Consider the following 21,660-nt stretch of genomic DNA (forward strand, 5'->3'; position numbering starts at 1 on the left):
GTCCGTGATAACGGCATGGGTCAGCACGTTCTTGAACGGCTTGATCTTTGTCAAAGAACACCGCGCCAGTGCAACCATTCAAACGAGATTCGCATGCACATGTCGCGCGTCGCGTTCAGAAATGCATCAATTTACGCGTGCGTTCAACTGAAGAAAACCTATGAAATGCGCGCGCAGCGCGCGAAAAACAGGCTCTTGCTTGCATGCGGCGGTGCCGATGAATGTGCAGTGGCAGACAATCGAACGCGCTGAATGTGCGCCGGGACACAGCGCGGGACGAGGATGAAGACAGGACGGCGCAGCACGTAAGCCGCCCGGATAGTGTGCTTCGCGTACGATATGGCATTCGCGTGCGAGCCGATGCGCCTCACCGGCGCGTCGATGCTCGCATGGGCGCATGACATTCGTGAGGCAACCCTATGGTCGAATCCTTGTTGAACCGCTTGCCGCGCGCGCTGCGCAGCGAAGCCGATTTCTGGTCGGTGCGTATCGTGAGCGAGCGGACCGACGATCACGCCGTACGCAACGACGTCGCGCAACCGCTTCGTCTCGCGAGCGATCGCGGCGCAATGCTGGTTGCGTGGTGTGGACGGGGCGCGGGTTATGCCGCCACGGCTGATCTGTCGGAGCGTGGTTTGCAAGGCGCGCTCGATATCGCGACCCAGCGCGCAAAGGCGTGCGCATCCGTGTCGCTGATCGATCATACGCAGATCGCGCGGCCTGTCGAAAGCGGCACCTATGAATCGCCCGCCGTCGCGCAAACGTTGCCGGACCGGCGCGAGTGGCTGGAGCGTCTGCAGCACGAGTGCGCGGCAGCGAACATCGACGGCCGCATCGTCGAGCGCACGGCCGCCGTGCAGCTCACGCACAGCGAGCAGACGTATCTGACGAGTGACGGCATACGCATTGATCAGCACTTCCGCTTCATGCTGCCGCAGATGTCGGTGACAGCGCATGCGAACGGCGTGACGCAGGTGCGCACGCTCGGCGGCGATTACGGCACGCTCGCGCAAGGCGGCGTCGACGTGCTTGCGCATTTCGGCTTCGATGGTGCGGGCGCACGCATCGCCGATGAAGCGTTGCAACTGGTGGCCGCACCGAACTGTCCATCGGGTCCGCGCGATCTGTTGCTGATGCCCGATCAGATGATGCTGCAGATTCACGAGTCGATCGGGCATCCGCTCGAACTCGACCGCATTCTCGGCGACGAACGCAACTTCGCGGGCTGGAGCTTTATCAAGCGCGAGCACTTCGGCTCGTATCGCTATGGCTCCGAACTGCTGAACGTCACATTCGATCCCGACCTGCGCGAAGAAGCCGCAAGCTATGCGTTCGACGACGACGGCACGCGCGCGCAACGCGAATACCTGATCCGCGATGGCGTGCTGATGCGCCCGCTCGGCGGTGCGTTGTCACAGCAACGCGCGCGGCTCGCGGGCGTCGCGAACTCGCGCGCGTCGAGCTGGAACCGGCCGCCCATCGACCGCATGGCGAATCTGAACATCGAACCGGGAACCAGCACGCTCGAAGACATGATCGCGAACATCGAAAACGGCATCCTGATGCGAACCAACACGTCATGGTCGATCGACGATCATCGCAACAAATTCCAGTTTGGCTGCGAATACGGCCAGCTGATCGAGAACGGCAAGCTCACGCAGGTCGTGCGTCAACCGAACTATCGCGGCATCTCGGCGAGCTTCTGGCGCAGCCTCGTGGCCGTCGGCAATGAAGCGACGCGCGGTGTGTACGGCACGTCGATGTGCGGCAAAGGCGAGCCGATGCAGATCATTCGCGTCGGCCATGCATCGCCCGCCTGCGTATTCAGCAACGTCGACGTATTTGGAGGCGCATGATGCGTGACAGTCATTCATCCGCTTCTCGCACGCGCTTCTTGACGCTCGCGAATGAGATCGAACAAAGGCTTACCTCGAATGAAATCGCGCTGACGTCGTTTTCCGCCGAGCAGTCCGACTTCATCCGCTTCAACCAGGGCAAGGTTCGCCAGTCGGGCAACGTGTCGCAGGCCAGCGTCACGCTGCGGCTGATCGACGGACAACGTCAGGCCTATTCGACATTCACGCTGTGCGGCGACATCGGCGCGGACACTGACGCGATCGCTCGAACGCTGGCGGCATTGCGCGACGGCCTGCGCGATGCACCCGACGATCCGCATCTTCTGTTCGACACGACGGTCTGGTCGGAAACGACGCAACGCGCAGGCACGTTGCCGTCGCCCGACAGGTTGCCGCTGATCGTCGCGCGGTGCGCACTCGGACTCGACTTCGTCGGCTTCTATGCGGGCGGCACGATTGCGCGCGGCTTTGCTTCGTCGCTCGGCAGCCGTGGCTGGTATGAAGTCGAGAACTTCAATATCAGCTGGTCGCTGTACGACGCAAGCGGTCGCGCAATCAGGAGCCACTATGCCGGCGATACCTGGAGCGATGCCGTATTCGCAGGCAAGGTCGAAGAGGCCGCTGCGCGTTTGCCCGTACTGTCCCGCGAGCCGCGCGCGCTGGCGCCGGGCCGCTACCGCACGTACTTTGCGCCCGCTGCGTTGCACGAGCTGATGGAGACAGCCTCGTTCAGCGCCTTCTCTGCGCGCACCCAGGCGACGGCGCGCAACGAGTTCTATCGGTTGAATATCGGCGAAGCTGCGCTCGATCCGCGCGTCACACTGACAGAAGATCTCACGCTCGACATCACACCGCGTTTCAACGACGACGGCTACCAGAGGCAAAGCGTGTCGCTCGTCGAAGCGGGGCGCGCCGTTGCCCAGTTGACCAACGCCCGCACGGCCCGCGAATACGGCCTGACACCGAATGGCGCGACAGCGGGCGAAACACCGTCTGCGCTGTCGATGCAAGGCGGTGATCTGGCGCAAACCGATGTGCTGCGCGCGCTGGACACGGGTCTCTATATCGGCAATCTCTGGTACGTGAACTTCTCGGACCGGATGAACTGCCGGATGACGGGCATGACCCGCTTCGCGACCTTCTGGGTCGAGCAGGGCCGCATCGTCGCGCCCGTCGATGCGATGCGCTTTGACGACAGCCTGTACCGGCTTCTCGGCAGCGAGCTCGAGCGCATCGGCGCACAGCCCGAACTGCTGCTGAACGACTGGACATGGGGCGAACGCGCAACGGGCGGCATGCAGCTGCCGGGTCTGCTCGTCCGTTCCTTCGATCTGACCTTATGACGCCACGCGTCGCAGCCTGAAGGGAAGCGGCGTCTGCGCACACGCGCAGCGCCCGCGTCCCGGGCGGTATGAATAATTCATGGATGTCCCCGTCACTGTGTGTTATTTCGCATCGCTAATGACATGGCGATACGTTGATCGCGGCACCCAAACGGTCCGCGTTTGTATTCGTCTTTGATTGTGCAGCGAGACAATACCCGACGCCCGGACACCGGCTCTGTGCGCTGGCGCACATCGAATGCAGACAACGCTTATGTGCGCCAACGCACATTGCTGTGTGCGTATTGCGACACTTACGGCATGCGTGAATTACGCGTTTTCTTGCGTGTACACCGATAAGTGTTGAATCTCTCTGCATGTCTCAATCGATTTCATATGGAATCGCCAACGCGATCGTCGTGAGGTCGCGCAATCTTTCGCGCGTTGCTTGCATCAGACGAATGCTCCACGCCGCGCATGCCGTTTCAACTTTGAATCAAAGCCGAAAGCTGTTGCGACGCACAAGCATATTCTTTGCTGGGCATGCCTTTGCGTCCGATGAATACGAAGGTTTCCGTACACGATCGGTACTCCGAATAGTGATTCGTCTTGCTCGTTGAGTTCAGCGATGAAACGTTTTTGATGTTTTACGGTTCGCTTGCAACGGCGTTTTTGTAGCGAGCCCTTAACCAGGAAGGTGGAGTGGGGTGCTGGTACGGACTTCGCTATAAGCCTCGCCGCGCAATTGGACGGGGCCGGTGCGCGACGCAACAACTGGCCATCGAAACAAGACGCTGTACTCCACGCCTCTCACAGGCCACGCGACGTTGTTGCTCTCCATGCGCCATTCGCATGGTGCAGGGACTCGCTTTGTCTGGAGGTTGGCACCGACAAGCGAGGAATCATGAAAACGAAACGCTCTAGCCGACACAAGCACGCTGCAGTCAAGGCGACCGCCTTGCTGCTGGTGCTGCTTGCGCGCGACTACTGCGCTGCGCAGCCGACCACTGCGTCCGAAAGCACGGGGAACGTCGCAGCAGGACATGTTGCAGAAGGCAAGGTAGACACGGAGCGCGACCAGCTCCGCAAACGGATCTTTGCGGAAGCAGGCGCGGGCGCCGCGCAGCTTGCGCTCCAGGAAGCGCGTGCAAGCCGCGACGCGTTTTCCGATCACGACCTCTTCCAGATCGAGGCGCTCGTCGTCGAAACGGAAGTGCATTGGGGCCGGCAACAGTCGCTTGCATCTGATGAACCCGACCGGCTCGCGCAAACGAACACGGCCCTCGCGCACATCGACGACATGCTGGCGCGCATGCCGGCATCGGATGAATTCGCGGACGTGCGGCGCTCGGTGCTCGTCGAAAAAGTGGCGGCATTGCAGGGCGTGGGCCGCATGAAGGAGGCGACGGCGCTTTACGAGGACCTGTCGCGCTCGAACCAGCCGATGCCCGCGCGCACCTACGCGGCAGCGGGTGATGCATACACCTACCTCGATCAGCCGCGCAAAGCGGCGCCCGCTTATGAGCGCGCGTTGCAGACGCCTGTCGAGCCGCTCGTGCCGTCCGTCGAACCGCATGCGTTGAAGCGCATCGACGTGCAGGAAGGACTCTTTTTCGCGTACCTCGATTCGGGCCGTTACGACAACGCACAGCAACTGCTCAAGGAAATTTCCGCCAGCACGCCGATTCGCGCGGATCTGGCCGAGCATCCCGAAGACGTCAACGAAGACTATGGCCGCGTGAAGAAACTGCAGGCGCAGTACCTGCTCTACACGGACCGCACGCGCGAAGGCGTCGCCGCGCTCGACGAATTGCGCCACGAGGCGCCGTTCGATCCCGCGCTGATCAGCGCGCGCTCGGATGCGTCGCTCGTGCAGCAGCGTCCGCACGAGGCGCAGAAGGTCTACGAAGGCACGCTCGTCGATCACCCCGGCGACATCGAAACGCTCGCGGGTCTTGGCCGCACTGCACTCGAACTGGGTCAGTACGACCGCGCCGCCGACGTCAACGCGACCTTCAGCGACCGCTTCCCCGACAACAACACGGTCAAGACGTTCCAGCAGGATTACGCGGCGTACAAGAGCCCGCAGCTGATCGTCGCCGGCAACGGGCAGAAGGGCAACTCGGTGCTCGCGGACGAAAACTGGGGCATCGACACGCAGCTCTACTCGATGCCGCTCGCCGACTACTGGCGCGTGTACGCGCATCAGTTCAGCGGCCGCGCGAACACGGGCGACGGCAACAGCGTCAGCCGTATCCGCAACGGCATCGGCGCGGACTTCCGTTTTCACGGCATCGACGCCGCGGCGGAAGTCAACCGTTCGACGGGTGGTCAGGCGAAAACGGGCGGCGCAGGCAGCGTGAGCTACGCCCCCGACGACCGCTGGCGCTTCTCGGCCGGTGTCGACAGCAACGTCAACACGCTGCCGTGGAAGGCGTACCAGGCAGGCGTCACGGGCCGTGCGGCGACGGGTGGCGTGCGCTACAGCATCGACGATTACCGCTACTTCGATCTCACGTACGGCGCGACGCGCTATAGCGACACGAACCTGAACCAGGCGTGGGTCGGCACTTGGTACGAGCGTCTCATCAATACGCCGAGCCATCTCGTCGCGACGTGGGTGGAACTGAACACGAGCAGCAACACGCTCGCGAACACCGCGTACTTCGCGCCGCATCGCGACATGACGGCGCAGCTCACGGCGATGTACCAGTGGACCTCGTGGCGCAATGCGGACCAGTCGCTTGCGAACCGCGCCTACGCCACGGTCGGCGGCTACCGTCAAACGGATATCGGCAACAGCATGCTGTGGGAAGTGCGGCTCGAGCAGCAATGGCAGTTCAGCGCGCACGCATCGCTTGCGTACGGCATCGGCCTTTCCAGCCAGCGCCTCGATCACACGCGCGAGACCAGCAAGCTCATCTACCTGAACCTGAACATTCCTCTGTAGGTCATCATGGACAAGCTCAATCGCAGACGTTTTCTTGCATTCGCCGCAGGTCTCGCCGCCGTGCCCGCTGCCCAGGCGCGTATCGCGCTCGACCGTTTGCCGCCGCCCGACGCGGACGATGGCCTGACGTTCCGCGTGCTCGCCATTCACGACATCCGCGACGACCTGCGCGCGGATGTCTCGACGGTCGCCGATACCTGCGCGATCAGCACGGCCACGCTCAACACGATCTTCGCGTGGCTGAAAGCGAAGGACTTCCGCCCGGTGAGCGTCGATCAGATCGTCGCGTCGCGCAATGGCGGGCCGCGCCTGCCGCCGCGCGCCGTGCTGCTCACCTTCGACGACGCGTACAAGAGCCAGTTCACGCGCGCCTTCCCGCTGTTGCAGCAGTACGGCTATCCCGCGCTGATCGGCGTGGTCACGCGCTGGACCGACACGCCCGCGGGTGACCCCGTGCGCATCAGCCACAAGTCGGTGATGCCGCCGGGCTACTTCATGAGCTGGGACGATCTGCGCGAGATGGCGAACTCCGGCCTCGTCGAAGTGGCCTCGCACACGCACGACATGCATCACGGTGCGCTCGCCAATCCACAAGGCAATGAATTGCCCGCTGCGAGCGCGCATCTGTACTACCCGCAACTGGAGCGTTACGAGACGGATGAAGAGTACCAGGCGCGCGTGCACGACGACCTGAAGCGCAGCGTCGACCTGATCGAGGCCCGCACGGGCGTGACCGTGCGCTCCGCCGTGTGGCCGTACGGGATGTACAACGCGGCGCTCATCAAGGCATCGCAGGCGCTCGGCATGTCCGTGCATTTCACGCTCGACGACGGCCCTAACACGCCCGACGTACCGCTCACCGCGATTCGTCGCCTGCTCGTGTCGTATGACTGGGACGTGGGCACGCTGATCGCGCAGATGCGGTCGTCGCGCCTGTATCGCGGCGAGCACAATCCCGTCGAGCGTGTGGTCAACGTATCGCTCGACGAGATGTACGACATCGATCCGAAGAGGAGCGAAGAGAAACTGGGCCGGCTGCTCGACCGCATCAAGGATCTCGAACCGAAGTCGGTGTACCTGAAGGCGTACTGGGACCCGGACAACACGGGCGTCGCGCGCGCGCTGTACTACCCGAACCGCCATATGCCGATGCGCGCCGATCTGTTCAACCGCGTCGCATGGCAACTGATCACGCGTGCCGGCGTGCAGGTATACGCGCGCATGCCGTTGCTCGCGTTCGATCTGCCCACAGGCCATGCGGCAGCGGGACGCCTCGTCGAGGTCGCAGCCAACGGCCCCGCCGATACGCGGCAAGGCCGCGCGCCGCGCCTGAGTCCGTTCGATCCCGTCGCGCGCCAAACCATCCAGGACATCTACGACGACCTCACGCGTTATTCGAGCTTCAACGGCGTGGTGTTCGGCGCGGACGCGACCTTGAACGCGTACGAGGACACGAGCGCGGCCGCGCTGGCCGTGTACCGCTCGTGGGGCCTGCCCGGCGACGTCGCGCAGATTCACGCATCGGACGATCTGATGCAGCGCTGGGCGGCGGGCAAGACCGCGTATCTGAACACCTTCACGAACCAGCTTGCCGAGCGCGTGCGCGCCTATCAGGGCGGCGGGAATGTGCTGACGGCGCGCACCGTGCCCGCCGAAGCCATATTCGATGCGAACGCCGAGCGCAACTTCTCACTGAGCCTCGCGTCGTCGCTGGCGAACTACGACTTCGTCGCGCTGACGGCGGCTCCGCGTGCCGGTGGCGAGCGCATCAGCGACGCGTGGCTCGACAGCCTGCGGCAGACGGTGTTGCAGCAGCAAGGCGCGGTCGCTAAGACCGTGTTCGAACTGCCCGCCATCGACCGGCAAACGCAGCAGCCCGTCGAGGCGGCCGTGCTGCGCGCGCAGATGAAGCGGCTCAACGCGGCGGGTGTCGTGCATATGGGCTACGGACCGGACGACTTCCTGAAGAACCGGCCGGACACGACGGTGCTGCGCGACGTGATGTCGGTGCAGAGCACGCTGAGATCGAATCAGGGGATGTTGGGTTGAGCCTCGCGCGACGCATGTCGATGAACGCGATGCCAACCCGGACCAGGGGACCACAATGAAAAACGCAATGAACATCATCTCGAACTTCGTCTTCTACTATCCGCTGCTGATGGCGTATCTGTGGATGGTGGGGGGGCTGCTGCACTATCTGCTGATCGAGCGCCGCGACGCCGGACGCAAGGCGGCGCCGCCGCTCGCCTCGTATCCGAAGGTGTCCGTCGTCGTGCCTTGCTACAACGAAGCGGACAACGTGCGCGAAGTGATCGCGTGCCTCGACCAGCTGAACTATCCGAACTACAACATCATCGCGATCAACGACGGCAGCCGCGACGAGACGGGCGCCATCCTCAACGAGCTCGTGAACATGTATCCGAAGCTCGTCGTCGTGCACCAGCATCAGAACGAGGGCAAGGCGATCGGTCTCACGACGGCCGCGATGCTGTCGGACGCCGAGTACCTGATGTGTATCGACGGCGACTCGCTGCTCGACAAGGAAGCGATCGGCTGGATGCTGCGCCACTTCCTCGACGACGCATCCGTCGGCGCGGTGACGGGCAACCCGCGCATCCGCACGCGTTCGTCGCTGCTCGGTCGCATGCAGGTGGGCGAGTTCTCGTCGATCGTCGGCCTCATCAAGCGCACGCAGCATATGTATGGGCGTCTGCTGACGGTGTCGGGCGTGGTGTCGATGTTCAGGAAGCGCGCACTGCAGGAAGTCGGCTACTGGAGCTCCGACATGCTGACGGAAGACATCGACATCAGCTGGAAGCTGCAGGTGCAAGGTTGGGGCGTGGACTTCGAATCGCGCGCGCTCAGCTGGATCCTGATGCCGGAGACCTTCCGCGGTCTCTACAAGCAACGTCTGCGCTGGGCCAAGGGCGGCATTCAGGTGCTCTTCAAGTACGCGGGCGCGGTGCTGTCCCGCCGCAACATGATGATGTGGCCGATCTTCGTCGAGTACGCGACCAGCATCGTGTGGGCGTACTGCATGCTGTTCACGCTCGTGATGATGGCGGCCACCGCGCTCTTCACGCTGCCCGAAAGCTGGCGCTTCGCGTTCGTGCCGCGCGGCACTGGCGTGCTGCTGTTCGCGACCTGCTGCGCACAGATCCTGATCGGTTGCCTGATCGACCGCCGCTACGACAAGAACCTGCTGCGCTATTTCGTCGACACCGTCTGGTATCCCGCCGCGTTCTGGGCAATCAGCATGATCGCTTCCGTGATCGCGCTGCCGGGCGTGGTGAGTCAGCGTCGCAGAAAGCGCGCGCGCTGGGTCAGCCCGGATCGCGGCATCCGTTCGAGCGGCGCGGTAAAGGCGGACGCCTCGGCGGCACTGCTCGCGCAGCGCACGGAATGAAGCACTGAAGCACGCAGATGAACCAATCGAATTGACAACGCAAGTCAACCGTCTCAGGGGAACAACATGGAATTTCCGATCATCGATGTTTCGAAGCAGTCCGTCTCGCAGTTCGCCACGGAAGGCAGCAAGGCCAAAGCCATGCGCTCCGTTGCGTGGTATCGCGTCGTGCGGCCGACGCTCGTGCTCGGCACGTGGCTGCTGGCCGCGCTGTATATCCGCTGGTGCCTTGCGAATGCGAGCGAAGAAGAGCTGTCGCTCAACGCATTCATGCCCGGCATCATGGGCATCGGCATCGTCGCGCTGGCGATGATTCTGTGGACCTTCGGCCGCCAGATGGACGCGATGAGCACGAACCGCGTACGCCGCATGCCGCAGACGAGCGAGGCGCAAGCGCCGCAGACCACGCATGAAATTCCCGAAGGCGATGCGGGCCGCTGCCTCGTCGCTTATCACGATGCCGACGGCATGATCTCGCACGTCATGAGCGTGCGCGAGTTCGAACGCGAGGCGGCATAAGCCCCTCGCGTTCTCACCGTACAAACACACGCACCACGGAGACCAACATGTGCGGAATCGTAGGAGCAGTGGCTCAGCGCGACGTCGTCGGCGTGCTGACGGAAGGTCTGCGCCGGCTCGAGTATCGCGGCTATGACTCGTGCGGCGTCGCCGTCCTGCAGCACGGCGCGCCGCGCCGCGTGCGCAGCGTCGAGCGCGTCGCGAATCTCGCCGACCAGGTACAGGAAGCCAGCTTGTCGGGCACGATCGGTGTCGCGCACACGCGCTGGGCGACGCATGGCGCGCCCGTCACCGACAATGCGCACCCCATCTTTTCGCGCGACGAGATCGCGCTCGTGCACAACGGCATCATCGAGAATCACGAGCCGCTGCGCGACGAGCTGAAAGCGCTCGGCTACGTGTTCGAATCGGATACCGACACGGAAGTGATCGCGCATCTGATCCATCACACGCGCGAGCAGGACCCATCGCGCGATCTGCTGACGGCCGTGCAGCGCGCGTTGCAGCGTCTGCGCGGCGCGTATGCGATTGCCGTGTTCGCGAAGAACGAGCCCGACCGCGTGATCGGCGCGCGCGCCGGCTCGCCGCTGGTGATCGGCGTGGGCGAGCGCGGTAACTATCTGGCCTCGGATGCGATGGCGCTGTCAGGCACAGCCGAACATTTCATCTTCCTCGAAGAAGGCGATATCGCGGTGCTGTCGTGCGACGGCGTGCATATCGTCGATCGCGACGGCGCGACCGTGCGGCGCGAAGTGCAGGCGCAGCACACGAGCCACTACGCGGCCGAACTCGGTCCGTATCGTCACTACATGCAGAAGGAAATCTTCGAGCAGCCGGACGTCGTCGCCGACGCGACGGAGCGCGTCCGTTCGATCACACCGGCCCTGTTCGGCCCGAACGCGCAGCGTGCGTTCAGCGAGATCGACTCGCTGCTGCTGCTCGCATGCGGCACGAGCTATTACTCCGCGCTGACGGCGAAGTACTGGCTCGAATCGATCGCGGGCATTCCGACGCAGGTGGAGATCGCGAGCGAGTACCGGTATCGCGAGAGCGTGGTGAATCCGTGCGCGATGGTCGTCGTCGTGTCGCAATCGGGCGAAACGGCCGATACGCTCGCCGCGCTGAAACACGCGCAGGAACTCGGCCATCACCATACGCTCGCGATCTGCAACGTGCCGCATAGCTCGATGATGCGGCTCACGGAATTGCAGTACCTCACGGGCGCGGGGCCGGAAATCGGCGTCGCCTCGACGAAGGCGTTCACGACGCAACTGGTCGCACTGTTCCTGCTCGCGCTCACGCTCGGCAAGGAACGCGGCCACGTGAGCGCCGACGACGAAGCGCGCGCGCTGCGGCAACTGCATCATCTGCCGGCTGCGCTCAACAGCGTGCTCGCGCTGGAGCCGCAGATCGTCTCCTGGGCGGAAGCGCTCGCGCGCAAGGATCACGCGTTGTTCCTCGGCCGTGGCGTGCATTACCCGATCGCGCTCGAAGGCGCGCTCAAGCTCAAGGAGATCTCGTACGTGCATGCGGAGGCGTATCCGGCCGGCGAGCTGAAGCATGGGCCGCTGGCGATCGTCACGAACGAGATGCCCGTCATCACGATCGCGCCGAACGATGCGCTGCTCGAAAAGCTCAAGTCGAACATCCAGGAAGTGCGCGCGCGTGGCGGCCAGCTGTACGTGCTCGCCGATGCGGGCACGAAGATCGAAAGCCGCGACGGCGTGCGCGTGATCCAGCTGCCCGAGCATTACGGGCCGTTGTCGCCGATCCTGCATGTGGTGCCGCTGCAATTGCTCGCGTATCACACGGCCTGTGCGCGCGGCACCGACGTCGACAAGCCACGCAATCTCGCGAAATCGGTCACGGTGGAGTGAAGGGCGCTCATGCGGACTACGATTGCAGTGCTCGTCGTGGCGGCCACGGTGGCCGCAAGCTGCGTCGTTCCGTCCGCGCTCGCGGGCGGAACGAAGGCGGCCAAAGCCGCAAAAGCTGCGAGCGCGCCGACGGGCGACCTGCGAGCCTATATGCACGGCATCGGCGCGGTTTCCGATGCGCAGGGCGTGACGACCGTGTTCTTCAGCAGCTCGGGCCTGCCGCCGCGCGGTGCGGGGCGCGACCGCAACTGGACGCACGATGTCTACGTCGCGCGCTGGACGCCGCAGCAGCCGAAGCTCGACCGTCCGCGCGTGTTCATCAGCCGGCCGGAGGCGCAGGAGCCCGTGTCCGTCGCGCAGAACGATACGGGCCGTGTGATGGTGTCGTTCGAGGACGGCTGGAATACGCCGAATGAAGTGAGCCAGCGCTATGGCGTCTATACGGCCGATCTGAAGGACGTAAAGCCGTATCCGAACGATGTGCTGTCGGGCGGTCACTCTGGCCATGTCGCCGCCGTCGGCTCGCGCTTTGTCGTGTTCTACTCGAACGACTGGGTAAACGGCGGCGGCGTCGACAACCTCGGCACGGGCAACGGCGTCTATGTGAAGACCTACGACGCCGACGGCGCGCTGCTGCAGGCCATCGACGTCGCGCCGCGCGTGCGCGAATGGTGGCCGATGATTGCCGCTTCGCCGATTCGCGCGCTGCTGGTGTGGCAGCAATATGTGAGCGGCGAGACTTACGCGCGGCTGAAGGTCGCGACGCTCGATCCGTCGACGGGCGCGCTCAGCGAGCCGCGCGTGATCGCCGACCGGCTGCTGTATTACACGTATGCGGCGGCGTACGTGCCGTCGATCGACCGCTTCGTCGTGGTCGCGACCACTGACAAGGGCAAAGGCTTCGCGCAGCTGATCGACGCGAACGGTCAGACCACGGCGACGCTCGATTGCATGCCGGCGTCGGTGCGCGAGGCGGGCATCGCGGTGATTGGCGAGCGGGCGTTTGCGCCGTCGCAGGACGGACGGCTGCTGCATCTGAAACTCGCGCCCGCGTCGATCGAACTGGCGGGCACGCAGGCATCGCCGATTGCGTGGACGTATACAGGCAGCGTCGGGCTGGTGCGCTCGCCGACCCAGTTGCATTGGGTTGCGACGAGCCCGAAAGGGCTGCAGGAGGCGGACTTCGATCTGAAGGCCGCGAATGTGAAGGCGCCCGATGCGAAGGATTTGTGCCGGGGATAGCCGTTCGCCGTGCGTGCGGTAACGCCACGGGCCGCACGCACCCCATTTTTTGTATCGATGTACCGGCCAGATACATTGGGACACAAAGCCGCGAATGGGCCAGGGTATAAAACCGTCATCGCATCGAGGAGCACGCCATGACTACCCACACCCACCACGGCTCATGCCATTGCGGCGCCGTCAAGTTCACCGTCGAAACGCCCGTCACGCCCGCCGTCCGCTGCAACTGTAGCCTGTGCCGGCGCAAGGGCGCGCTGATGTCGCCGTTCTTTCCGGCGAGCGCGCTCAATATCGTGTCCGGCGAGGACAGCCTGACGCTGTACCAGTTCAATACGCAGGTCGCGAAGCACTATTTCTGCAAGCAGTGCGGCATCTATCCGTTTCATCAGACACGCAAGGACCCGAACCTGTGGCGCGTGAATATCGGCTGTCTGGACGGCGTCGATCCTTATGCGCTGGAGTCGTCGGTGTCGGACGGCAAGAGTCTGTCCGTGGTCGAGGACGCCTGAAGGCCATATGAAGGACGCGTAAGATAAGCGAACCCTGGCAGGCGAAGGAGCCTTGTGTGGACAAAACGGATCACGTACTGATCGTCGACGACGACCGCGATATTCGCGAACTGGTCGGCACGTATCTCACCAGGAATGGTGTGCGGGTGACGCTCGCGTCGGGCGGGCGGCAGATGCGCGCGGCGCTCGCCGACGAGCGGCCCGACCTGATCGTGCTCGATCTGATGCTGCCCGGCGAAAGCGGCCTCGACCTGTGCCGCGAACTGCGCGCGGGCGAGTTTCAGACCATTCCGATCCTGATGTTGACGGCGCTGAGCGAGGAGACCGACCGCGTGGTCGGCCTCGAAATGGGCGCCGACGACTACCTCGCGAAGCCTTTCGCGGTGCGCGAACTGCTGGCCCGCATCCGCGCGATCCTGCGGCGCGCCCGCATGATGCCGCACGGCGGCACCGACGAACCAGCGGGCGCCGCGCACTTCCTGCGCTTCGGCGACTGGCGGCTCGATACCATCGGCCGCAATCTGATCGACAGCGACGGCACGATGGTCGCATTGAGCGGCGCCGAATACCGGCTGCTGCGTGTGTTCGTCGACCATCCGCAGCGCGTGCTGACGCGTGACCAGCTGCTCACGCTCACGCAAGGGCGGCAGACGGAACCGTTCGACCGCTCGATCGATCTGCTCGTGAGCCGCGTGCGCCAGCGTCTGGGCGACGACGCGCGCGAGCCGCGCTACATCAAGACACTGCGCAACGAAGGCTATGTGTTCTCGTCGCTGGTGACGGCCGAGGACAACGGCGGATGAGCATGGCAACCGATCGTCTGCGCGGCCTGTGGCCGCCGCGCACGCTGTTCATGCGGCTGTCGCTCATTTTCGTGGCCGGGCTGTTCGCCGCGCAGACGCTGTCGTTCTGGCTCACGATGACCGAGCGCAACGAGGCGACCATGCATGTGATGGTCGGCTACATCGGCCAGGAAGTGACCAGTTCCGTCGCGCTGCTGGACCGCCTGACGCCCGCCGAGCGCGAGGAATGGCTGCCGAAGCTTGCGCGGCGCAGCTATCGTTTCGTGCTGGGTCCGGGCACGCGCGGCATGCCGCCGGACGCGAAGCTGTCGCAGGAAATCGGTGCGTCGATCGCAAAGGACATCGGCCCGCAGTACAAGGTGACGGCCAACGCCATCCCCGGCGAGAGCGAGCATCTCGAAGTGCACCTGACGCTAAGCGACGGCACGCCGCTCACCATAGACATGCATCCGATGCACGGCATCCCGCTGTCGCCGTGGCTGCCGCTCGTGCTGATCGCGCAGCTGGCGCTGCTGACGGGCTGCGCATGGCTGGCCGTGCGCCTCGCCACCCGGCCGCTCGACCGTCTTGCGCGTGCCGCCGACACGCTCGGCCCCGATCTCGCGCCCGACGCGCTGCCCGAAGACGGCCCTGAAGAAGTGGCGCGCGCGTCAAAAGCCTTCAACGCGATGCAGGCGCGCATCGGCATCTATATGCGCGAGCGGCTGCAAATCCTTGCGGCGATTTCGCACGATCTGCAAACGCCCATCACGCGCATGCGTATACGCGCCGATCTGCTCGACGACGAAGCCGAGCGCGCGCGCCTGCAAAAAGATCTGAAAGAGATGGAATTGCTGGTGCGCGAAGGCGTTGCCTATGCACGCACGCTGCACGGCGCCGACGAGCAACCGCGCCGCATCGATCCCGATGCACTGATCGAAAGCATGGTCAGCGACTATACGGATGCGGGCGATCCCGTCTCGCTGACGGGGCATGTCGGCCGGCCGGTGACGACGCGGCCGCAGGCGCTGCGCCGCATTCTCGGCAATCTGATCGACAACGCGCTGAAGTACTCGGGGCACGAGGCGGTGACGGTGGAAGTGAGCGTCGATGCATCGCGCGGACGGCAAGTGACCGTCGCCGTGCTCGATCGCGGTCCGGGCATTCCGCAGGAACTGCTCGATGCCGTGTTCCAGCCGTTCTATCGCGTCGAAAGCTCGCGCAACCGCGAGACGGGCGGCACGGGGCTCGGGCTTGCCATCGCGAAGCAGCTGGCGCAGTCGATGAGCGCCACGCTGACCTTGCGCAATCGCGAAGGCGGCGGCCTGGAAGCGCGTCTCACACTGTGACGGATGCCACGTCGCCGTGCGCGGATCCGTGCGGCGCTCGCACCGTCGCGATTTCGATGCACGCGAGAGGACGAACATACGCACATCGATAACAGCGCATTTTTTTCGCGCTCTATACTGAAGCGATCCTTCCTCTTCGAAAGCGAACCATGCGTCGTTTATCAGTCAGGCGGTCGCCGATTCACGGCAAAGGTGTGTTCGCACTGCGCATGCTCGCGGCGGGCGAACGCATCATCGAATACAAAGGCGAGGTCACGTCCTGGCGGCGTGCCGCGCGGCGCATCGAACGCACGGGCGACTATGGGCACACGTTCGTGTTCGGTCTGTCGGATGGACGCGTGATCGACGGCAGCGTCGGCGGCAACAGCGCGCGCTGGCTGAACCACGCGTGCCGGGCCAATTGCGAAGCGGTCGAGATCGACGGACGCGTGTTCATCGAAGCCGCCGTCGATATCCAGCGTGGCGAAGAACTGTTCATCTCGTACGGGCTGGCCGTCGACGACCCGCACGACGAGGAAACGCGCAGCCAGTATGTGTGCCGGTGCGGATCGCCTGCGTGCCGCGGCACGATGCTCGCGACCGAGGAAGAGGCGCTCGCGTGAAGCGTGCACTGCGGTTGCTGGTCGCGGGAACGGTGGATTGCAGGGTCGGGGAGGGCCTCCCGCCGGGCTGTGATACAGTCCCCGCAGCGTTCCAGAGAGGCGTCCATGACAAACCGACCACGGAAAACCCTGCATTCCCCGGCACCGACCTTGCCGATGTTGCTGATGGAACTGGAGGCATCGTTGCCTTCGCTGATGACGCAGCCGCCGTCATTGTCGAGCGCGCTCGTGCGCGTCTGTCGATCCCTCGACCCCGCCAGCGCGCCGATGCGCCAGCGCAAGCCGCGCGCAGCCCGGCCCGCCCGCGCGAAAGCGGCGAGCGTCGATACGCCGCTTTCGCTGCCACTCTTTCCCTGATACATGCGTAAACCTCGCGTGCAAAGCGGCGAGCGGTTTGCGTCACGTTCTCTTTTCTTTTTCTTTCCGCCGAAGCGTGGTTCGTAGGCATTCGCACGTGAACGTGCGCGATGCATCGTCGTCACGCGCCCGTCATAGTTGACACCCACGTTGGAATTGCGCCGGCAGCACAAGCGCATCGGCCGCAGATCACGTCAGGATGTCCGCGCCGCCTCATGCGCGCGCACACCCGGCACACGCGGAAACGCGATCTGCACGGCGAGCCCGCGTCGTCCGATGCCCGAGCCGATATGAATCTGCGCATTGAAATGCGCGGCGATGCGCGCGACGATCGACAGCCCGAGCCCGCTGCCGTTGCCGCTCGCGGACGCCGATGCGCCGCGAAAGAAGCGGTCGGTGAGACGCAGGCGCTCTTCGTCGGTGACGCCGGGACCGTTGTCGGAGACCGTCAGCGATACCGTCTGCGCATCGGCCAGCACGGTAATGTGCACGCGTCCGCCGCTCTCGCCGTACTTGATTGCGTTGTCGAGCAGATTGTCGATCAGCGTGCGGGCCAGCGCGCGGTCGGCATAGACTTCGGCGTCGCGCTCGCCCGAGAGCATCACCGTCATCGATTTGTCTTCCGCATGCGGCGCGCGGAACGCGATCGCCTCGCCGGCGACGTCATGCAGCCGGACGCGCGCCGTCGCCACCGTGTCGCGTTCGTCGAGCCGCGCGAGCAACAGCAGTTGCTCGGCGAGATGCGCGCTCCGGTCGACGCCCTGGACCACCCGGCGCATCGCCTGCTGTTGTTGCGCGCTGTCGTGCGCGGCGAGGGCGACCTGCGCCTGAACCTTGATCGCGGCCAGCGGGGTCTTCAGCTCGTGCGCGGCGTCGGCCGTGAACGCGCGCTCGCGCAAAATCGACTGCTGCAATCGCGCCAGCAACTGGTTGATCGCATCGAGGAGCGGCCGGACCTCGGCGGGTGACGGGTTGACGTGAATCGGCTCGAGATTGCGGCTGTCGCGCATGCGCACGGCCTTCGAGATCGCCGACAGCGGCCTGAAGCTGTGGCCCACGCTGAACCATACGAGCAGCGCGAGCACGGGCAGCGCAAAGGCCATCGGCCGCGCGATACGGCTCGCCACGCCCGTCGTCAGGTCGCTGCGCACGTTGGCCGGTTCGAACACCCGTACCATGCGGCCCGTGGCACTGTCTCGCAACGCATAAGCGAGCCACGGCCGGCCGTCCACGGTCATCGCGTGGACGCCGTCCGCCGCTTCGCCCGGGCGGGTGGAGCGATGCAGCGAAGCGATGCCCGCGCTGGCCACGATCACACCGCCCGCCGCATCGCGCACCTCGAAAAGCGCATAGCGAGGCTGCGCGTCGGAGTCGTCGTCGACGGCGGGCGAGGCGCGCGTGTACTCGTTGCGCACGTCGATCCCGGCAGCGGCGAGCCGCGTCAGATTCGGGTCGTCGAGCTGCGCCAGCAGATGCGCGAGCTGGATCAGACGGGCCCGGTCCCATTCGTCGACTTCGCGCGTCGCGTTGTTGAAGCTCCACGCGAACATGACCGCCCACACCGCGCCGACGCTGACGAGTATCAGCCACATCAGGCGGCGGCGGATCGATGTCGAGCGTGGCTGCGTCATGTCCTGTCCACGATATAGCCGAAGCCGCGCACCGTGCGGATGACATCGCCGCCGAGCTTCTTGCGCAGGTTCGACACGTGCACTTCGATCGCATTGCTTTCGACTTCCTCTTGCCAGCCATACAGGCTTTCCTCGATCCTGGCGCGCGGCTGCGGCACGCCCGAGTGCGTGAGCAGGTGGATCAGCACGGCCCATTCGCGGGCGGTAAGCGCCACGCGCACGCCGTTTCTGGATACCGTCTGCGCGACGGGATCGACACTCAGGTCGCGCCACTCGATCAGTTCGCTGCCACGGCCCTGCGAACGGCGGATCAGCGCGCGGCAGCGCGAGACCAGTTCCGCCAGGTCGAACGGCTTGCCGAGGTAGTCGTCGGCGCCGGCGTCGAGGCCGCGCACCTTGTCGGCGGCCGTGTCCTTCGCGGTGAGCACCAGCACGGGGATGTCGTTGCCGCCTGCGCGCAGCGACTTCAGCAGCTCCATGCCGGAAAGTTTCGGCAAGCCGAGATCGAGAATCACGAGCAGATAGGGCGTGGTCGCGAGCGCGAGCTGCGCGTGCTGACCGTCGCGCGCCCAGTCGACGGTGAAGCCCGCGTTGCGCAGCGCAACTTCGAGCCCGCTGCCGATCAGGTCGTCGTCTTCCACGAGAAGAATGCGCATGGTGTCGTTGTCCGGCTGCCGCCTGGTCTCAGGCATGTCGTATTGCCTGCGAGTCTAGCGCGGTTGCAGTATGTATACGTGCGCTTGCCATCGTTTGAAGGTGTTAAGCATTTCTTCAGGTTCGCGCCGTTAGCATCGCCGCGTGACGCATGCGTCGCGCCACTTCATAAGAGACATAAGAGACTGACGATGAGCCTCAACACTTTTGCCCAACGACCCGCCTATGACGGCGTCGCCCGACTGTTGCACTGGCTGGTCGCGCTGCTCGTCGCCGCGCAGTTCGTGATCGGCTGGACGATGCCCGACGTGCATCGCGATACCTTGCCCAACGGGTTGATCGCGTGGCATCTCGGCGTGGGCGCGGCAATCGTCGCGGCAGTGGCGTGCCGCATCGCATGGCGCGCCACGCATGTGCCGCAGGCCGCGGAGTTGTCGCGCGCACTCAGCGTGATTTCACGCACGACGCATGCGCTGCTGTACGCGTTGCTGGTCGCCGTGCCGCTTGCGGGATGGGCGAACGCGTCGTCGCGCGGCTGGGCGGTGAAGCTGTTCGGCACGGTTCGCTATCCTGATCTGACGGCGTCTGGCTCGCCGACGGGCCACGCACTCGGCGACGTGCATAGCTGGCTTGCATGGGTGCTGCTTGCACTGATCGTGCTGCATGTCGGCGGGGCGCTGTTCCATCGCATCGTGCTGAAAGACAATGTGTTGCAGCGGATGCTTCCGTAAGCCGCAAGCAATGTGACGCAAGCCATCTGAAACACGCGTCGAATTCAAGTGCTTAATATTCCCTTCAGAATCCGCTCGCTACCATCGGTGCGTCGTGTCCAGCATGGCTGGTCACGCTCGAATCTGTCGCACCGTCACGCAGGCTTCATATTAGCGAAGTAGCAGCAGCGGGCCGGTGCGCGCCACGTAGGGCTGGCTCGCCATGAAGCACACCACTGTTCAGATGATCCGCGCGCACCTCGTGACGGCGTCTGTTGCCGCGACGGCCATCGACGTCTGTGTCGTGAGCCTGCTTTTCTTCTGCAAGATTCCGCAAACGCTGTTCGAGACCACGACGTTCCGCGTGCTGACGTTCGGCCTGTTGCTGGCTGCCGTTCTGATTACACGTCACGCGGCGCGCGTGGCGTTTCGCGCGGCTGTGAAACGACGTCATGCGCATTTCGTCGGACCACGGCGCGATGCCGTTTGCGTGTCCACCATCTGTCCTGCGCGCGGGCTCGTCATCCTTCATCTGCATTTCACCGGCATGCCTTACGTTCCCGTTCACGCGACGGGATGGTGACACCGGTTTGTCTTAGTGGCTGCGCGTCGACACGACGACCAGCTTGCATTCATTTCAGCGGGAGCAATCGACAACATGCAGGACACGCTGTTACGTATCGACTGGTTGCCGATGATGTTCGTGTGCGGCGCAGCGCTATACGCCGTCGTGGCCGTACTGGCCTCGCTCGTGTCGGTGTCGCGTGCTGCCGCGCGCGAACGGCGATCCTTGCCGATGCGTGCACCGGTGCCCGTCAGCGTGCTCAAGCCGCTGTGCGGCGCCGAGCCGCGACTCTTCGACAACCTCGCGACCTTCTGCGAGCAGACGCATCCGTGCTTCGAACTGATCTGCGGCGTATCGAGCGCGGACGACCCCGCCATTGCGATCGTCCATCGCCTGCAGGCTGAGTATCCGCATTGCCGCATTTTGCTCGTCGTCGATCCGCGCGTGCACGGCACGAACCTGAAGGTGAGCAACCTGATCAATCTCGCGCAATGCGCGCGACATGATGTGTTCGTGCTCGCGGATAGCGACATCGCCGTCGAAGCGGATTACCTGGAGCGCGTCTGCGCGCCGCTCGCCGATCCGCAGGTCGGCGTCGTCACGTGCCTGTATCGCGCGAAAGGCATTGCCGGGTTCTGGTCGCGCGTCGGCGCGCAGTTCATCAACGAATGGTTCGTGCCGTCGGTGCGGATCGCGCATGCGTTCGGCTCGACGCGCTTCGGCTTCGGCGCGACGCTTGCGCTGCGTCGCTCGACGCTCGCGGGCATCGGCGGTTTCGAGCGGCTGCGCAACACGCTCGCCGACGACTACTGGCTGGCCGGTCATGTGCGCGAACTGAACCTGCACACGGTGCTGTCGCCCGTCGTCGTCGAGACGGATGTGACCGAGCGCACGCTCGCCACGCTGTGGAACAGGGAGACGCGCTGGCTGCGCACGATCCGCTCGGTCAACCGTGCGGGCTTCGCGTTGCTGTTCGTGACGTTCACGATGCCGTGGATGGTCTGCGGCGCGTGGCTCGCGTTCGCGTTGCATCGCGCCAGCATGCATCCTGCCTTGTCGATCGCGCTCGTCGTCGCTGCCGTGACGGGCGTGTCGGCGCGTGTCGTCCTGCATGCGCTGATGGGCGGCGAGCGGCGACGCTTGTGGCGCGATCTTGCGCTGATGCCCGTGCGCGATGTATTGCTGTTTGCGCAATGGATGGCAGGGTCGTTCGGCTCGACGGTGGTGTGGCGCGGCGTGCGCGTGCCTGTCGAGTCCACCGACAGCGCGACGACAGTTTTCCGGCCCGAGACGGCCAACGCACTCGAAGTATCCGATGGACGCTGAGCA

At 64.6% G+C, this 21,660-nt stretch carries 18 protein-coding genes; 16 read left to right on the forward strand and 2 right to left on the reverse strand.

Annotation, left to right across the window (positions count from 1 at the left end; all coding sequences use genetic code 11):
* Nucleotides 1–419 precede the first annotated feature (419 nt).
* The 13 genes from PPGU16_RS07365 to PPGU16_RS07425 all read left to right on the forward strand — a co-directional run bounded on the left by PPGU16_RS07365 (nt 420) and on the right by PPGU16_RS07425 (nt 16,771).
* Nucleotides 420–1,856, forward strand: coding sequence for a TldD/PmbA family protein (locus tag PPGU16_RS07365; RefSeq protein ID WP_180722331.1), 1,437 nt, complete (start codon nt 420–422; stop codon nt 1,854–1,856).
* Nucleotides 1,856–3,199 (forward strand): TldD/PmbA family protein, encoded by a 1,344-nt coding sequence (locus tag PPGU16_RS07370; protein WP_180722568.1) that lies wholly within the window; start codon nt 1,856–1,858, stop codon nt 3,197–3,199. Before PPGU16_RS07365 ends, PPGU16_RS07370 begins: the two co-directional genes overlap by 1 nt.
* 883 nt (nt 3,200–4,082) lie before the next feature.
* Nucleotides 4,083–6,128, forward strand: coding sequence for a poly-beta-1,6 N-acetyl-D-glucosamine export porin PgaA (gene pgaA, locus PPGU16_RS07375; RefSeq protein WP_180722332.1), 2,046 nt, complete (start codon nt 4,083–4,085; stop codon nt 6,126–6,128).
* Between the two features lie 6 nt (nt 6,129–6,134).
* Nucleotides 6,135–8,177 (forward strand): poly-beta-1,6-N-acetyl-D-glucosamine N-deacetylase PgaB, encoded by a 2,043-nt coding sequence (gene pgaB, locus PPGU16_RS07380; protein ID WP_180722333.1) that lies wholly within the window; start codon nt 6,135–6,137, stop codon nt 8,175–8,177.
* 67 nt (nt 8,178–8,244) lie between these two features.
* A complete protein-coding gene (gene pgaC / locus PPGU16_RS07385) occupies nt 8,245–9,534 on the forward strand; it encodes a poly-beta-1,6-N-acetyl-D-glucosamine synthase (protein WP_238267133.1) in 1,290 nt (429 codons plus the stop codon).
* 66 nt (nt 9,535–9,600) lie between these two features.
* Entirely contained in the window at nt 9,601–10,053 is a 453-nt protein-coding gene (locus tag PPGU16_RS07390; RefSeq protein ID WP_180722335.1) for a hypothetical protein, read from the forward strand.
* Between the two features lie 47 nt (nt 10,054–10,100).
* Complete coding sequence (glmS, locus tag PPGU16_RS07395; RefSeq protein ID WP_180722336.1) at nt 10,101–11,930, forward strand: glutamine--fructose-6-phosphate transaminase (isomerizing); 1,830 nt, start codon at nt 10,101–10,103, stop codon at nt 11,928–11,930.
* Nucleotides 11,931–11,939: 9 nt separating this feature from the next.
* Nucleotides 11,940–13,172 (forward strand): hypothetical protein, encoded by a 1,233-nt coding sequence (locus PPGU16_RS07400; RefSeq protein ID WP_180722337.1) that lies wholly within the window; start codon nt 11,940–11,942, stop codon nt 13,170–13,172.
* A 137-nt stretch (nt 13,173–13,309) separates the two neighbouring features.
* Nucleotides 13,310–13,681: a GFA family protein gene (locus PPGU16_RS07405; RefSeq protein WP_180722338.1), complete on the forward strand. Its 372-nt coding sequence runs from the start codon at nt 13,310–13,312 to the stop codon at nt 13,679–13,681.
* A gap of 56 nt (nt 13,682–13,737) precedes the next feature.
* Nucleotides 13,738–14,484, forward strand: a complete 747-nt coding sequence (locus tag PPGU16_RS07410) for a response regulator (RefSeq protein ID WP_180722339.1) — start codon at nt 13,738–13,740, stop codon at nt 14,482–14,484.
* Nucleotides 14,481–15,812 carry an ATP-binding protein gene (locus PPGU16_RS07415; protein WP_180722340.1) on the forward strand — a complete coding sequence of 444 codons (1,332 nt, stop codon included), beginning with the start codon at nt 14,481–14,483 and terminating at the stop codon, nt 15,810–15,812. The genes PPGU16_RS07410 and PPGU16_RS07415 overlap by 4 nt, the downstream gene beginning before the upstream one ends.
* 149 nt (nt 15,813–15,961) lie before the next feature.
* Complete coding sequence (locus PPGU16_RS07420) at nt 15,962–16,414, forward strand: SET domain-containing protein (RefSeq protein ID WP_180722341.1); 453 nt, start codon at nt 15,962–15,964, stop codon at nt 16,412–16,414.
* Between the two features lie 105 nt (nt 16,415–16,519).
* Nucleotides 16,520–16,771 carry a hypothetical protein gene (locus PPGU16_RS07425; RefSeq protein WP_180722342.1) on the forward strand — a complete coding sequence of 84 codons (252 nt, stop codon included), beginning with the start codon at nt 16,520–16,522 and terminating at the stop codon, nt 16,769–16,771.
* A 194-nt stretch (nt 16,772–16,965) separates the two neighbouring features.
* On the opposite strand, the gene PPGU16_RS07430 is transcribed toward PPGU16_RS07425, so the two are convergent.
* Together PPGU16_RS07430 and PPGU16_RS07435 are read right to left on the reverse strand one after the other, a co-directional pair.
* Entirely contained in the window at nt 16,966–18,402 is a 1,437-nt protein-coding gene (locus PPGU16_RS07430) for an ATP-binding protein (RefSeq protein ID WP_180722343.1), read from the reverse strand.
* A complete protein-coding gene (locus PPGU16_RS07435) occupies nt 18,399–19,058 on the reverse strand; it encodes a response regulator (RefSeq protein ID WP_180722569.1) in 660 nt (219 codons plus the stop codon). Before PPGU16_RS07435 ends, PPGU16_RS07430 begins: the two co-directional genes overlap by 4 nt.
* A 189-nt stretch (nt 19,059–19,247) precedes the next feature.
* Between PPGU16_RS07435 and PPGU16_RS07440 the strand changes: the two genes are divergently transcribed.
* The 3 genes from PPGU16_RS07440 (at nt 19,248) to hpnI (ending at nt 21,657) form a co-directional block, all read left to right on the forward strand.
* Nucleotides 19,248–19,787 (forward strand): cytochrome b, encoded by a 540-nt coding sequence (locus PPGU16_RS07440; protein ID WP_180722344.1) that lies wholly within the window; start codon nt 19,248–19,250, stop codon nt 19,785–19,787.
* A gap of 202 nt (nt 19,788–19,989) precedes the next feature.
* Nucleotides 19,990–20,349: a hypothetical protein gene (locus PPGU16_RS07445; RefSeq protein ID WP_180722345.1), complete on the forward strand. Its 360-nt coding sequence runs from the start codon at nt 19,990–19,992 to the stop codon at nt 20,347–20,349.
* Nucleotides 20,350–20,424: 75 nt separating this feature from the next.
* A complete protein-coding gene (gene hpnI / locus PPGU16_RS07450; RefSeq protein WP_180722570.1) occupies nt 20,425–21,657 on the forward strand; it encodes a bacteriohopanetetrol glucosamine biosynthesis glycosyltransferase HpnI in 1,233 nt (410 codons plus the stop codon).
* The last annotated feature ends 3 nt before the right edge of the window (nt 21,658–21,660 follow it).

Source organism: Paraburkholderia largidicola, from assembly GCF_013426895.1.
Taxonomy (GTDB): Bacteria; Pseudomonadota; Gammaproteobacteria; order Burkholderiales; family Burkholderiaceae; genus Paraburkholderia; species Paraburkholderia largidicola.